This window comes from Mycobacterium sp. IS-1264 (assembly GCF_001954195.1).
GTDB lineage: Bacteria > Actinomycetota > Actinomycetes > Mycobacteriales > Mycobacteriaceae > Mycobacterium.
In genome coordinates, this window is the sequence record NZ_MBES01000058.1 from 90,832 (window position 1) to 104,812 (window position 13,981).

General features: G+C 68.7%; 15 protein-coding genes. 10 read left to right on the forward strand and 5 right to left on the reverse strand.

Going from position 1 to position 13,981, the window contains the following annotated elements; translation table 11 throughout:
- Positions 1–36 precede the first annotated feature (36 nt).
- On the forward strand, positions 37–903 hold the full coding sequence (locus A5744_RS12980) for an AraC family transcriptional regulator (RefSeq protein ID WP_076061562.1): 867 nt from the start codon (positions 37–39) through the stop codon (positions 901–903).
- Here A5744_RS12980 and A5744_RS12985 read toward each other — a convergent pair.
- From A5744_RS12985 to A5744_RS12995, 3 genes are read right to left on the reverse strand one after another with little or no spacing between them, the layout of a single operon-like run.
- On the reverse strand, positions 876–1,754 hold the full coding sequence (locus tag A5744_RS12985; protein ID WP_076061563.1) for an MBL fold metallo-hydrolase: 879 nt from the start codon (positions 1,752–1,754) through the stop codon (positions 876–878). The genes A5744_RS12980 and A5744_RS12985 overlap by 28 nt on opposite strands.
- A complete protein-coding gene (locus tag A5744_RS12990) occupies positions 1,754–2,407 on the reverse strand; it encodes an L-fuculose-phosphate aldolase (protein ID WP_076061565.1) in 654 nt (217 codons plus the stop codon). The genes A5744_RS12985 and A5744_RS12990 overlap by 1 nt, the downstream gene beginning before the upstream one ends.
- On the reverse strand, positions 2,404–3,384 hold the full coding sequence (locus tag A5744_RS12995) for an NAD(P)-dependent oxidoreductase (RefSeq protein ID WP_076061566.1): 981 nt from the start codon (positions 3,382–3,384) through the stop codon (positions 2,404–2,406). The genes A5744_RS12990 and A5744_RS12995 overlap by 4 nt, the downstream gene beginning before the upstream one ends.
- 30 nt (positions 3,385–3,414) lie before the next feature.
- Here A5744_RS12995 and A5744_RS13000 point away from each other — a divergent pair, with 30 nt between their 5' ends.
- Complete coding sequence (locus A5744_RS13000; protein WP_076061568.1) at positions 3,415–4,767, forward strand: FGGY-family carbohydrate kinase; 1,353 nt, start codon at positions 3,415–3,417, stop codon at positions 4,765–4,767.
- A complete protein-coding gene (locus A5744_RS13005; protein WP_076061569.1) occupies positions 4,764–5,429 on the forward strand; it encodes a GNAT family N-acetyltransferase in 666 nt (221 codons plus the stop codon). Before A5744_RS13000 ends, A5744_RS13005 begins: the two co-directional genes overlap by 4 nt.
- Here the strand turns inward: A5744_RS13005 and A5744_RS13010 are convergent.
- On the reverse strand, positions 5,426–6,343 hold the full coding sequence (locus tag A5744_RS13010) for a class I SAM-dependent methyltransferase (protein ID WP_076061571.1): 918 nt from the start codon (positions 6,341–6,343) through the stop codon (positions 5,426–5,428). The genes A5744_RS13005 and A5744_RS13010 overlap by 4 nt on opposite strands.
- Positions 6,344–6,350: 7 nt before the next feature.
- Positions 6,351–7,262 carry a class I SAM-dependent methyltransferase gene (locus A5744_RS13015; RefSeq protein WP_076061573.1) on the reverse strand — a complete coding sequence of 304 codons (912 nt, stop codon included), beginning with the start codon at positions 7,260–7,262 and terminating at the stop codon, positions 6,351–6,353.
- A 174-nt stretch (positions 7,263–7,436) separates the two neighbouring features.
- Here A5744_RS13015 and secY point away from each other — a divergent pair, with 174 nt between their 5' ends.
- The 7 genes from secY (at position 7,437) to A5744_RS13050 (ending at position 13,974) form a co-directional block, all read left to right on the forward strand.
- A complete protein-coding gene (gene secY / locus A5744_RS13020) occupies positions 7,437–8,762 on the forward strand; it encodes a preprotein translocase subunit SecY (protein WP_076061575.1) in 1,326 nt (441 codons plus the stop codon).
- Positions 8,759–9,304, forward strand: coding sequence for an adenylate kinase (locus tag A5744_RS13025; RefSeq protein ID WP_076061577.1), 546 nt, complete (start codon positions 8,759–8,761; stop codon positions 9,302–9,304). Before secY ends, A5744_RS13025 begins: the two co-directional genes overlap by 4 nt.
- A gap of 2 nt (positions 9,305–9,306) precedes the next feature.
- Positions 9,307–10,110, forward strand: coding sequence for a type I methionyl aminopeptidase (gene map / locus A5744_RS13030; RefSeq protein WP_076061579.1), 804 nt, complete (start codon positions 9,307–9,309; stop codon positions 10,108–10,110).
- Positions 10,111–10,173: 63 nt separating this feature from the next.
- Positions 10,174–10,719, forward strand: coding sequence for a sigma-70 family RNA polymerase sigma factor (locus tag A5744_RS13035; RefSeq protein WP_076061581.1), 546 nt, complete (start codon positions 10,174–10,176; stop codon positions 10,717–10,719).
- Between the two features lie 78 nt (positions 10,720–10,797).
- The gene (locus tag A5744_RS13040) at positions 10,798–11,556 is read left to right on the forward strand and encodes a zf-HC2 domain-containing protein (protein ID WP_076061583.1); all 759 of its coding nucleotides are present in this window, start codon (positions 10,798–10,800) and stop codon (positions 11,554–11,556) included.
- A 50-nt stretch (positions 11,557–11,606) separates the two neighbouring features.
- A complete protein-coding gene (locus tag A5744_RS13045) occupies positions 11,607–13,346 on the forward strand; it encodes a thiamine pyrophosphate-binding protein (protein ID WP_076061585.1) in 1,740 nt (579 codons plus the stop codon).
- Positions 13,327–13,974, forward strand: a complete 648-nt coding sequence (locus tag A5744_RS13050; protein WP_076061587.1) for an SRPBCC family protein — start codon at positions 13,327–13,329, stop codon at positions 13,972–13,974. Before A5744_RS13045 ends, A5744_RS13050 begins: the two co-directional genes overlap by 20 nt.
- Positions 13,975–13,981 lie beyond the last annotated feature (7 nt).

Below are 13,981 nucleotides of genomic sequence, written 5' to 3' on the forward strand. Positions count from 1 at the left end.
GTGATCATCGGTGAAAGTAGGACTATCTTTGGCGACATGACACGTCCAGCACGGATGGTTCGGCAGCGTGCCGGAGTGCCGATCTACGAGTACCGGACCGATCCGGACACGCCGCCGGTGTCGGTGGTGCGGTCGGGGCCCGAGGATTTCGTCGAGCGCGGTCGCCACATTCACGACTTTCCGGCGCTTTGGTACCTTCCCGCGGCCGGGCTGGTCCACGTGGCGGCCGCGGGTCAGGTGCTCGACCCGGAGCGGCTCGAGCATCGAGACGCCGGGGTCGCCGTGTTCTTCGACCCCGCCGCGCTCGGTGAAGACGCGCGATCGCCCTGGCCGGCGTGGCGGGCGCACCCGCTACTGTTCCCGTTCCTGCACGGCCAGGTCGGCGGGATACTGCGCCTGGATGTGCCCGCAGCGCGGCGGGCGGCGTGGGACGCGGCGATAAGTTCGATCGAAACCGAACTGCTCGCGCGCCAGGACGGCTATCGGCAGGCGGCGCTGGCACATCTGACCCTGTTGCTGATCGACCTGGCCCGGTTGGCCGGGCCCGTGGTGGCGGAGCTGCGGCGCAGCGGCGAACCGCTGCTGGCCGAGGCGTTCGACGTGATCGACCGGCGTCATGCCGAGCCGTTGTCGCTGCGCGACGTCGCCGGCGAACTCGGCATGACCCCGGGACACCTGACCACCGTGGTGCGCCGCCGCACCGGGCGCACGGTCGGGGAGTGGATCATCGAACGCCGCATGGCCACGGCTCGCGCGTTGCTCACGGAAACCGACCTGCCGGTCGCGGAGGTCGCACGGAGGGTCGGCGTGCCCGATCCCGGTTACTTCAGCCGGCTATTCGGCCGGGCGCACGGCGCCTCGCCCCGCGAATGGCGTCACAGGGATTCGATGTCCAGCCAGTAGTCGACATCGAAGCGATCCTCGACGGCGCGGATCGTCGCACCGCCGCGGCCGGCATAGTGCGCGGGTATCACGGCTGCGTTCGCGCGGGCGGCCTCGGTGAATATCCGGCGGCGGGTGACCGCGGCGGCCGGGGCGTCCACGTCGAAGGCGCAGGCGTCGTCGGGTCGGCGCAGCTGCAGCGGGCTGTGCGTGAGGTCGCCGACGAAAACCGCGGTCCGACCGGCATCCAGCCAGAGCACCGACGAACCCGGCGTGTGGCCCGGCGCGGGCCGCAGCCGCAGCGACTCGCTGATCCGATAGTCATCCGACCATTGCACGATCTGCCCATCGACGGGCAAGACGCTGTCGGCGAACACGAGTTGATTGCCGGGCTCCTGACCCGCGGGTCCGTCCGGCGAGAAGTGGTGGTAGTCGGCGGCCGGTACCAGGTATCGGGCGTTGGGAAACGTCGGCACCCAGGTGTCGTTCTCGCGCATGGTGTTCCAGCCGACGTGGTCGGAATGGATGTGGGTGTTGACCACCACGTCCACAGCGCTGCGGTCGATGCCCGCCGCGGCAAGCGCCGCCAGGAACCCGGTGTTCAGGTGGTCCAGGAACGGCATGTGCGGACGGTCGCGGTCGTTGCCCACGCCGGTGTCCACGACCACGGTCAGCCCGTCGACCTCGATGACCCAGCTCTGGACCGCGGCGTGCCACCGATCGGTGTCGGGATCGAAGAAGTCCGGCACCAGCAGGTCGGCGTTGTCGCGCCACCCGGACGGCGGGGTTCCGGGGAAGAACCGGGTACCCAATTCGAGCGGAAGTTCCAGTACCCGCGCCACGCTCGCCCGCCCAAACCGGACCCGGCCCATCAGGCGTTGGCGCGCAGGTAGCCGTAGACCATCCCAAAGTTGCGGTTCACGTCCTCGGGGATATCCACCGGCCCACCGAGAGCCCTTGCGCCCCAGACGATTTGCGCGGTGCGCTCGACCAGCGCGGTGATGTGCATGACCTTGTCGGGGCGGGGTCCCACGGCCACCAGGCCATGGTTGGCGATCAGCGCCGCGCCCCGGCCCTCGAGCGCCTTGACCGCATTGACTCCCACGTCCGGTGTGCCGGACGCGGCGTATTCGCTGCACCGAACGTCGCCGCCGCAATAGACCGCGAACTCGTCGATGCACGCGGGAATCGGCTCGTGCGCGATGGCGAACATGGTCGCCCAGACGGGATGGCTGTGAATGACGCTGCCGATGTCGTCGAAGGCCTGGTAGCAGGCCAGGTGCAGCTTCATCTCCGACGATGGCGCCCGGCCCTCCGCGGCCTTCAGCACCGCGCCGTCGGGATCGACGAGCACCAGATCGTCGAGTTGCATGTCCTGGTAGTCGACGGATGACGGCGTGATGACGATGTTGCCGTCGGAGCGCCGGGCCGAGATGTTGCCGGCGGTTCCCTCGACCAGGCCCCGGCGCAGCATGTCCTTGGCGGCGTCCAGCACCGCGGTTTCCGGGTTGTCAACAAATTTCATGAGGCCAGCACCTCCGGGTTGACGATATTGGCGGGTGTCTTGCCGGACAACAGCGCTTCCAGGTCGTCGGCAACCATCTGCGCCTGCCGTGCCTCAGTGTTCCACGTGGCGCCCCCGATGTGCGGGGTCAAGACGACGTTGGGCATGCCCACCAACGGGTGATCGGTCGGCAGCCATTCGCCGACGAAGTGATCGAGGCCGGCGGCGGCCACCTTGCCGGCGCGCAGGGCGTCGACGAGCGCGTCGGTGTCGTGTAGCTGAGCCCGCGCGGTGTTGAGGAAGACCACGCCGTCGCGCATGGCCGCGAACTGCTCGGCGCCGATCATGCCGGCCGTGTCGTCGGTGACCGGCGCGTGCAGCGAGACGACGTCGGCCTCGCCCAGCAGTTCGTCAAGGCCGTGGCGGGCTTCGTCGTTGTACGGGTCGTAGGCGATGACCCGCATGCCCAGCCCGGCCAGCCGCCAGCGCAGCGCGCGGCCGACGGCACCGAGCCCGACCAGCCCGGCGGTGAGCCCGGCGATCTCCCAGCCGCGGAACCGCTGATACGGGATGACACCGTCGCGAAACATGTTGCCGCCGCGGACATCCGCGTCGGCCGTCAGCAGGTGGCGGGTGGCGGCCAGGAGCAGCGCCAGCGTCATCTCGGCGACCGCGTCGGCGTTGCGGGCCGGGGTGTTCAGCACCGGGATCCCGGCGGCGGTGGCGCCGGGCACATCGACGTTGTTGGGGTCGCCGCGGGTGGACGCGACCGCGCGCAAGTCCAAGTCGAACACCGGGCCCCCGACCGAGTCGCTTTCCACCACAACCACATCGGCGGCCTCGGCGGTGATCCGCTCGGCCAGCTGCTCCGGGCCGTAGATGCGCAGCGGGCTCTGGTCGATCCACGGGTCGTACACCACATCGGCCAGCTCCTGCAGCTTCGCGAACCCCGGTCCACGCAGCGGGGCGGTCACCAAGGCGCGCGGTCTTGACGTCACGAACCCCAATGCTGGCGTACGGTGACGCGCGTGTCACGTGAAGGCCTCACAATCGGCATCGACGTGGGCAGCACCGCGGTCAAGGCGGTGGCCGCGGACGCCGACGGCCGCGTGGCGGCCCGGGTGCGGATTCCGCACGCCTTGCGGGTGCCGGCGCCCAACCGGCTGGAACACGACGCCGACGAGGCGTGGCGCCGCGGCCCGCTCGCTGCCCTTGACCAGCTCGGCCCCGGGCCCGACGCGCGGGCGGTCGCCGTTGCGGCGATGGTCCCCTCGCTGACCGCCGTCGACGCCGCGGGCACGCCGCTGACACCGGGACTGCTGTACGGCGACGAGCGGGGCCGGGTGCCGGGCGCCGACCAGCAGCAGCTGCCGGCGCTGGGCGAGGCCGCCGAGTTCCTGCGCTGGACTGCCGCCGAGGCGCCCGACGCGGCCGGATACTGGCCGGCGCCGGCGGTGGCCAACCACGCCCTCGCGGGCGAGGCACTGATCGACGTTGCCACGGCGGCCACCGCCTTCCCCCTGTTTGACGGGACGGGCTGGGACCCGGCGGCATGCGCCGACCGCGGCGCGTCCGTCGAGCAGATGCCCCGGGTGGAGACGATCGGGACGGTGGCGGGGCAGGTGCGCGGGAGCGGCGCCCTACTGGGCATCGGCGCCATCGATGCGCTGTGCGAGCAGATCGTGGCCGGCGCCGACCGCGACGGCGACGTCCTGGTGCTGTGTGGCACCACCCTGATCGTGTGGAACACGATCCCCGAGTCGCGGCAGGTGCCCGGCCTGTGGACCATCCCGCACACCGCCCCCGGCTTGAGCAAGATCGGCGGTGCCAGCAATGCCGGTGGGCTGTTCCTCGGCTGGGTCGATCGCATCCTCGGGCCGGGCGACCCCGAGTCGGTCGACCCGCGCCGGGTGCCGGTGTGGTCGCCCTACATTCGCGGGGAGCGCACGCCGTTCCACGACCCGGACCGGCGCGCCGTGCTCGACGCCCTGGATCTCACCCACGACGCCGCCTCGCTGCGGCGGGCCGCATACGAGGCGTCGGGCTTCGTCGTCCGTCAGCTCATCGAGCTCAGTGGCGCGTCGGTATCGCGGATCGTCGCCACCGGCGGTGGTACCCGGCTGCGGCCGTGGATGCAGGCCATCGCCGACGCCACCGGCCGGCCGGTCGAGGTGTCCGCGGTCGCCGAGGGCGCGGCGCTGGGGGCGGCTTTCCTCGCCCGCATCGCGGCCGGCCTCGAGACGACGATCGACGACGCGGCCCGCTGGGCCGCCACCGACCGCGTCGTCGATCCCGACCCTGCCTGGGTGGGGGCGGTCGAGGACCGCTATCGCCGGTTCCTGGAGCTGGGAAATCGGCGATCTTCTAGGCTTGTGCAATGACCGATCACGACCGCAAAGCCGCCCGCCGCGAGATCGCCGACGCCCTGTTGAACGCCCTGGAACGCAGGCATGAAATCGCCGACGTCGTGGTCGAGTCCGAAGACAAGGCGGCCGCGGTCGAGGCGATCGTCAAATTGCTCGACACGTCGCACGTGGCCGCCGAAGCGGTGATGAGCATGTCCTTCGACCAACTCACCATCAACTCGCGCAGGCAGATCCTCGCTGAACTCGAGGACCTCAACAAACAGCTGAGCTTCACGGTGGGCGAGCGGCCGGCCAGCTCGGGCGAGACGCTGCAGCTGCGGCCCTTTTCCGCCAAGCACGACCGCGACATCTTCGCCGCCCGCACCGAGGACGTCGGCGCCGCCGGCGACGGCTCCGGCGGACCGGCGGGCAACCTCGACGACGAGATCGGTGCGGCGCTGCGACGTGTCGACGACGAAGAGGCGGCGTGGTTCGTGGCCGTCGATTCGGGGCAGAAGGTCGGAATGGTATTCGGCGAGCTGGTCAACGGCGAGGTGAACGTGCGGATCTGGATTCACCCGGAGCACCGGAAGAAGGGTTATGGCACCGCCGCGCTGCGCAAGTCGCGCTCGGAGATGGCGTGGTGTTTCCCCGCCGTGCCGCTGGTGGTCCGGACTCCGGCCGCCAAACCGGGCTAAGTCAGTACTGCCGACACGTATCGGATATCGCCGAACGCGACCATCGATTGGTCCGGGAATTCAAAACCGTTGGCGGCGTAGAGTTCCTGCGTGCTGTGCACCGTCGCCTGCCAGCCGTGGTCGCCCAGGTAGGCGACGACGTCGTTGCGCTCGCCGGGATAGACCAGGTCGGCCCAGTTGAGGTTCAATCCGAGGCGCCGCCAGCGCTCGCTGATCTCCTGCCCCCGCTTTTCGATGCGTTCGCGGATGTTCGGCACGTAGCCGGTGCCCAGCCGACTGCCCGCGGCGCTCAGCGCGGTGATGTTGTCGAACAAGCGGTCCTGGGCGTCCGGCGGCAGATACCCCAGCAGGCCTTCGGCGATCCAGGCCGCGGGCCGCGTGGTGTCAAATCCACTGTCGCGCAACGCCGCCGGCCAGTCGTCGCGCAGGTCGATCCCGACGGCCCTGCGGTCGGCGGTCGGGGCCGCGCCGAGGTCGGCCAGGGTGCGGGTCTTGAACTCGATCACCTTCGGCTGGTCGATCTCGTAGAGGACGGTGCCGGAAGGCCACGGCAGCCGGTAGGCGCGGGTGTCGAGGCCGGAGGCCAGGATGACGGCCTGGCGTATGCCGGCCTCGGCGGCCTCGATGAAGAAGGAGTCGAAGAACCGGGTGCGAACGGCCATCCCCTCACCGAGGCGGCGCGGGGTGAACGCCGGATCGTCCTCGGCGACTTCGATTTCGCCGTTCATCATCCGGATGAAGGCGTCCACACCCACCGCGTTCACCAGCGGCTCGGCGAAGGGATCGTCGATGAGCGGGTTCGGCCCCTTGGATGCCATCGCCCGCCGGGCGGCGACCGCGGTGGCGGTGGCTCCGACGCTGGACGCCAAATCCCAACTGTCGCCGTCGAATCGCTTGGGGTCGCTCTGTGTCATGGGCGTCCTAACCGAGTGTTGCGGTGACGCAGGTGATGTTGCGCATCGGCGCCCGCTCGTCGTCATCGGGGAAGACGCGGCCGTAATCGGCGAACATCTCCCGCCGTGGCCGCGAGTGCACCTGCCAGCCCAGACCGCTCAGGTACTCGATGACATTGCTGCGCTCACCGTCGAAGAACAGCCCGGACAGGTCGATGTCGCAGCCCAAATTGGCCCATCGCTGGTTGAACTCGGCCGCGCGGTCGGACACCGCGACACCGGAGTCGGGATGGTATTCGGTGGCCAGCTTGCTTCCCGGCGCGGACAGCGAGGTGATGTTGTCGAAGAGCCGGTCCTGGGCTTCGGGTGGCAGGTACATCAGCAGCCCCTCGGCGCTCCAGGACGTCGGCTGCGTGACGTCAAAGCCGTTGGCGCGCAACGCCTCCGGCCAGTCTTCCCGCAGGTCGATGCCGACGGTTCGCCGGTCCGCGGCCGGCGCGGCGCCCAGGGCCGTCATCGTGGCGCTCTTGAACTCGATGACCTGGGGCTGGTCGACCTCGTACACCACGCTGCCGAGCGGCCAGGACAGCCGGTAGGCGCGGGCGTCCAGGCCGGCGGCCAGGATCACCGATTGGCGAACCCCGTCGCGGGCTGCGTTCAGGAAGAAATCGTCGAAGAAGCGGGTCCGGACCGCGATCGAATCGGTCTCCAGCGCCAGGTCGCGTTCGCCGCCGTCGGGCTTTTCGGTGGAGACGATTTCACCGTCGACCAGGCGGCGGAAGAAATCGAGCCCGACCGCGCGCACCAGCGGCGCGGCGTACGGGTCGTTGATGATCGGGTCGGTTCCGCCACTGGCCAGCGCCCGCGCCGCGGCGACCATCGTCGCGGTGGCACCCACGCTGGAGGCCAGGTCCCAGCTGTCTTGATCGGTCCGTGTCATCGCCCTCCCCACTTATTTAGCAAATGCAACGAGCCATCAGAACTCTACGCCTTGCGGGGCCTACGCAAATCAGCTGTTAGTCTCGTACACGATTTGACGCGCGACGCCGTACGTCCTGGCCTGCGGGTGTTGGGCGCGTGACGGAGGACCACCCACGGCTGCGCAGGAGGAAGAGTGCTTTCGGCTTTCATCTCATCGCTGCGGACAGTCGACCTGAGACGGAAGATTCTTTTCACGCTTGGCATCGTCGTCCTGTACCGGCTCGGTGCCGCACTGCCGTCGCCGGGCGTCAACTTCCCGAACGTGCAGCAGTGCATCAAAGAGGCCAGCGGCGGCGAAGCGGGCCAGATCTACTCGCTGATCAACCTGTTCTCCGGTGGTGCGCTGCTGAAACTCACCGTGTTCGCGGTGGGGGTGATGCCGTACATCACGGCCAGCATCATCGTGCAGCTGCTCACGGTGGTGATCCCGCGGTTCGAGGAATTGCGCAAGGAAGGCCAGTCCGGTCAGGCCAAGATGACGCAGTACACCCGGTATCTGGCCATTGCGCTGGCCATCCTGCAGGCCACCAGCATCGTGGCCCTGGCGGCCAACGGCGGCCTGCTACAGGGCTGCTCGCTGGACATCATCGCCGATCAGAGCATTTTCACGCTGGTCGTCATCGTGCTGGTGATGACGGGCGGCGCGGCGCTGGTGATGTGGATGGGTGAGCTGATCACCGAACGCGGCATCGGCAACGGCATGTCCCTGCTGATCTTCGTCGGTATCGCCGCGCGCATCCCCTCCGAGGGCAAGACCATCCTGGACAGCCGCGGCGGGGTCATCTTCGCCGCCGTGTGTGTGGCCGCGCTGATCATCATCGTCGGCGTGGTGTTCGTCGAGCAGGGCCAGCGCCGCATCCCGGTGCAATACGCAAAGCGCATGGTGGGGCGGCGCATGTACGGCGGAACGTCGACGTATCTGCCGCTGAAGGTCAACCAGGCCGGCGTCATTCCGGTCATCTTCGCGTCGTCGCTCATCTACATACCGCACCTGATCACGCAGCTGATCCGCAGCGGCAGTGGCGGCACCGGCAACAGCTGGTGGGACAAGTTCGTCGGCAGCTACCTGTCCGACCCGAGCGACCCGGTCTACATCGGCATCTATTTCGGGCTGATCATCTTCTTCACGTACTTCTACGTCTCGGTCACCTTCAATCCCGACGAGCGCGCCGACGAGATGAAGAAATTCGGCGGCTTCATTCCGGGCATCCGGCCGGGCAAGCCGACCGCCGATTACCTGCGTTATGTGCTGAGCCGGATCACCCTGCCCGGCTCGATCTACCTGGGCGCGATCTCGGTGCTGCCGAACCTGTTCCTGCAGATCGGCAATGGCGGAGCGGTCCAGAACTTGCCCTTCGGCGGTACGGCGGTTCTGATCATGATTGGCGTCGGTTTGGATACGGTCAAACAAATCGAGAGTCAACTCATGCAGCGCAACTACGAAGGGTTCCTCAAGTGAGAGTCGTTTTGCTGGGACCGCCGGGGGCGGGCAAGGGGACGCAGGCAGGACGGCTCGCCGAGAAGCTCGGGATCCCGCAAATCTCCACCGGCGAGTTGTTTCGCCGCAACATCGAGGACGGCACCAAGCTCGGCGTGGAGGCCAAGCGCTACCTCGATGCCGGTGACCTGGTGCCCTCCGACCTGACGAACCAGCTCGTCGACGATCGGCTCGACGATGCGGACGCGGCCAACGGTTTCATCCTGGACGGGTATCCGCGCTCGCTCGAGCAGGCCAAAGCGCTGCACGAGATGCTCGGACGCCGCGGCACCGACATCGACGCGGTGCTGGAGTTCCGGGTGTCGCAGGAGGAGTTGTTCGCCCGCCTCAAGGGCCGCGGCCGCGCCGACGACACCGACGACGTCATCCTCAACCGGATGAACGTCTACCGCGACGAGACCGCCCCGCTGCTGGAGTACTACAGCGACCGGTTGAAGACCGTCGACGCCGTGGGCTCGATGGACGAGGTGTTCGCCCGCGCGCTGCAAGCGCTGGGCAAGTAGCGATGAGCCCGCTGGCACGGCTGCGGGGTCGCAGGGTCGTGCCGCAGCGCAGCGCCGCGGAACTCGATGCGATGGCCGCCGCCGGCGCCGTCGTCGCGGCCGCGCTGGACGCCGTGCGCGCCGGGGCCGTCGCGGGGGTGTCGACGCTGAGCCTGGACCAGATCGCGGAGTCGGTGATCCGCGAAGCGGGCGCGATCCCGTCGTTCCTGGGCTATCACGGCTACCCGGCGTCGATCTGCGCGTCGGTCAACGATCGCGTGGTGCACGGCATCCCCTCCGCCGGGGAAACGCTGGCGCCGGGCGACCTGGTATCCATCGACTGCGGTGCGGTCCTGGACGGCTGGCACGGTGACGCGGCGATCAGCTTCGGGGTCGGGGCGCTGGATCCGGCCGACGACGCGCTGTGCGCGGCGACCAGGGAATCGCTGGAAGCCGGCATCGCGGCGATGGTGGCCGGCAACCGGCTGACCGACGTCTCGTTTGCCATTGAGACGGGCACGCATGCCGCCGAGGCCCGCTACGGCCGCGCCTTCGGGATCGTGGAGGGGTACGGGGGCCACGGCATCGGCCGGCACATGCACATGGACCCGTTCCTGCCCAACGAGGGCTCACCCGGTCGGGGCCCGCTGCTGGCCCCCGGTTCGGTGCTGGCTATCGAACCCATGCTGACGCTCGGCACCGGCAAAACCACCATCCTGGACGACCAATGGACGGTCACAACCACCGATGGCTCACGCGCGGCACATTGGGAACACACCGTCGCGGTAACGGAGACAGGGCCGCGCATCCTGACGCTCGCGTCCTGACCCCCGACGCTTTAGTGAACTAAATACCTGTTCGACTCGTTGCAGTTGGCAGGAGGTGATCGAGTGGCTCGGGTTGCCGGCACTTGGAGGGCGTCCGGGGCTGCCGAAGCCGCTCTGATGAAGGCGCTCTACGACGAACATGCCGCGGTCCTGTGGCGCTACGCGCTGCGCCTGACCGGGGACCCGAGCCAATCGGAAGACGTGGTCCAGGAGACATTGTTACGGGCGTGGCAACACCCCGAAGTCATCGGCGACACCGACAGGTCGGCGCGGGCGTGGCTGTTCACCGTGGCCCGCAACATGATCATCGACGACCGGCGCAGCGCGCGGTACCGCAACGTGGTCGGTTCGCTGGACGAGGCGGGCGCGCCGGAGCAATCCACGCCCGACGAGGTGAACGCGGCGCTGGATCGGCTGCTGATCGCCGACGCCATGGTGCAACTATCCGCGGAGCACCGGGCCGTCATCGAGCGCTCCTACTACCGCGGATGGACCACCGCGCAGATTGCTGCGGACCTTGAGATCGCGGAAGGAACAGTGAAGTCGCGACTACACTATGCCGTACGGGCATTGCGGCTCACTCTGCAGGAACTTGGAGTTACGCGATGACGGCCCGGGGTTGTGTTCGAGGACCCATCCGGGCGGTCGTCGGCTCCGAATACTTGAGGGTGACGGGAGACGAATGACATGAGGACGCCGCAATGGGGTATCGGCCCGCCCGGTGACAACGAGGTACTTGGCGTGACGATCGAAGACAGCCACCGCTACGCGATGTGGGATGCCGCATACGTGCTGGGGTCGTTGTCTGCCGTCGACCGCCGCGAATTCGAGGCGCACATGGCCGGCTGCCCGGCGTGCCGGGAGGCCGTCGCGGAACTCAGCGGCGTGCCCGGCCTGCTCTCGCAACTCGACCATGACGAAGTGTCCGCGATCGGCGAATCCGGCCCCGCGCAAGCGGTCCCGCCGGAGATGTCGCCAGAGCTGTTGCCGTCGTTGCTGGCAACGGTGCGCTGGCGCCGCCGCCGCGCCCGCGTGACCACCTGGGTGGCCTCGTCCGCCGCGGCCGCCGTGTTGGGAGTCGGGGTGTTGGTCGGCGTGCAGGGGCATTTCTCGACGCCGCCGCAGCAGGTGGCCGCGTCCGCACAGGACATGTCGCAGGTCGGCACCACCCTGCTGACCTCCACGGTGTCGCTGTCCAGTCAGCACTGGGGGACATTCATCAACCTGAAGTGCGTCTGCCTCGCCCCGATTTATGCGCACCACGACACGCTTGCGATGGTCGTGGTCGGTCGCGACGGCAGCCAGACCCGGCTGGCGACCTGGGTGGCCGAACCCGGTCACACCGCCACGCCCGCGGGCAGCATCTCGACGCCGATCGACCAGATCGCCGCCGTGCAGGTGGTTGCCGCCGATACCGGGCAGGTCTTGCTGCAGCGCTCGCTGTAAATTTCGCACCCCGCGGTGAACTGAAGTTACCCGCCGGTCGTGTCACACACATGCCCCGCAAGCAGCGCGTGGTCGACCACGTCGTCGAGCGTCTCGCGTCCATCGGAGTCGACCACATCTTCGGTGTGGACGGTGCCAACATCGAGGATCTCTACGACGCCGCGCACTTCCGGTCCGACATCACCGCGATTTTGGCCAAGCACGAATTTTCCGCCGCGACGATGGCCGATGGCTACAGCCGCAGCGGCGCCGGGCTGGGTGTGGTGGCGGCAACCTCGGGCGGCGGCGCGCTGAACCTTGTTGCGGCGCTCGGGGAGTCGCTGACAAGCCGCGTTCCCGTGTTGGCGTTGGTCGGCCAAACCGCTACCACGATGGATGGCCGAGGCAGTTTTCAGGACACCAGCGGCAGCAACGGATCGCTGGACGCCGAGGCGGTGTTTTCCGCGGTGTCGCTGTCGTGCCGGCGGGTGCTCTCGCCGGACGACATCGCGCCCGCGTTGTCGGAGGCCATTGCGGCCGCACGCGCCGGCGGCCCGGCAGTGTTGTTGTTGCCCAAGGACATTCAGCAGGGATACGTCGAGATTGATGGCGACGGTAGTTCGCATGATCCGCGTCCGATCGGAAATCCGGCTCCGATCGTCCCGGTGCTGCGAGACGCCGATGGCCCGATCACCATCATCGCGGGCGAGCAGGTCGCCCGGGACAACGCCCGCGCCGAGCTCGAAGCGCTGCGTGCGGTGTTGCGGGCGCGGGTGGCCACGGTGCCGGACGCCAAGGACGCCGCGGGCACACCCGGCCTCGGGTCCTCGTCGTCGCTCGGTGTGACCGGCGTGATGGGCCACCCGGGTGTGGCCGAAGCGGTGGCCGCGAGCGCCGTGTGCCTCGTCGTCGGCACCCGGCTGTCGGTCACCGCGCGGACCGGACTGGACGATGCACTGGCCGCGGTGCGGACGGTCTCGATCGGGTCGGCACCGCCGTATGTTCGGTGCACTCACGTGCACACCGAGGACCTGCGCGGCTCGCTGCGCATGCTCACCCAGGCGCTGTCCGGGCGCGGACGGCCGACGGGCGTTCGGGTGCCCGATGTGGTGCGCCGCACCGAGCTGACGCCGCCGCCCTGCGAGGGCGACGGCGTGCGCTACCGCGACGCCATGGCGGTGCTGGACGATGCGCTGCCCGACGGGACGGACATCGTGGTCGACGCCGGCAACACCGGCGCGGCGGCGATCCACTACCTGGGCGCGCGACGCGGCGGCAGGTTCGCGGTCGCGCTCGGCATGGGCGGCATGGGATACAGCTTCGGGGCCGGCATCGGGATGGCGTTCGGGCGCGCCACGAGTGGGCGGCCCCGGGGCCGCACCGTGGTGATCGCGGGCGACGGGGCGTTCTTCATGCACGGCATGGAGGTGCACACCGCCGTGCACTACCGGCTGCCGGTGACGTTCGTGCTGTTCAATAACAACGCCCACGCCATGTGCGTGACCCGCGAGCAGCTGTTCTACGACGATCTCTACAGCTACAACCGATTCCGCCCCAGCCGGCTCGGCGCGGGCCTGGCCGCGATGTTCCCGGGCCTGACATCCGTCGACGCGACCGATCTGGACGGGTTCGCCGCCGCGCTGCGCGTGGCACTGGACGCCGACGGGCCGGCGGTGGTCAGCGTCGAGTGCGCAGCCGACGAAATCCCGCCGTTCGCACCCTTCCTTGCCCAGGCGCCGGCCAAAGCCACTGCCCCAGAAGAGATTCCAACCTCGAAGGAGAACCGAACCGATGTCGCTGCCAGCGCTTGAGGACATTCCGACACCCATCGACGGGGTCGTCCGCATCGAAACCAGCCCCAGGGAAAAGGCCACACCGATCATCATGGAGATGATGCGGTCGGTGTACCCGCACGACCAGGTGTTCGGCGAATACTGCACCGTCAACGATTACATCGACTGCCCGCCCGACGAGCTGTTCGAGTACATGTCCGACACGCGCAGCCTCGAGGAGTGGACCTACAGCCTGCGCGGCTTCACCACGACCGACGAGCCGGGCCTGTGGCTGGCGCATGACCGGCTCGGCTCGGAAACCGAGATCTACACCCGCACCGTCGTCAACGAGCAGGCGCGGACCGTCGACTACCACTGCGCCTGGGATCAGGGCAAGCACCTGTGGATGATCTATCTGATGCGCGTCATCGACGCGCAGGTGGTGCTCGACAAGCCGGGTTCGGTTGTGCTGTGGACCAATTGCCACCACCCGTTCTACGACCACAACCCGTATCCGGAGACCGCGCCGCCCGGGCGCCCGGTATGGGTCGGTGACTTCTGGGACATGTTCGGCGCCGGCCACCTGCTGGAGATGAAGAACCTCAAGGCGATCGCCGAGTACCGCCACCGCAACGGCCTTCCGGTCACCCCGAAATGGATGAGCTGAGGACAAC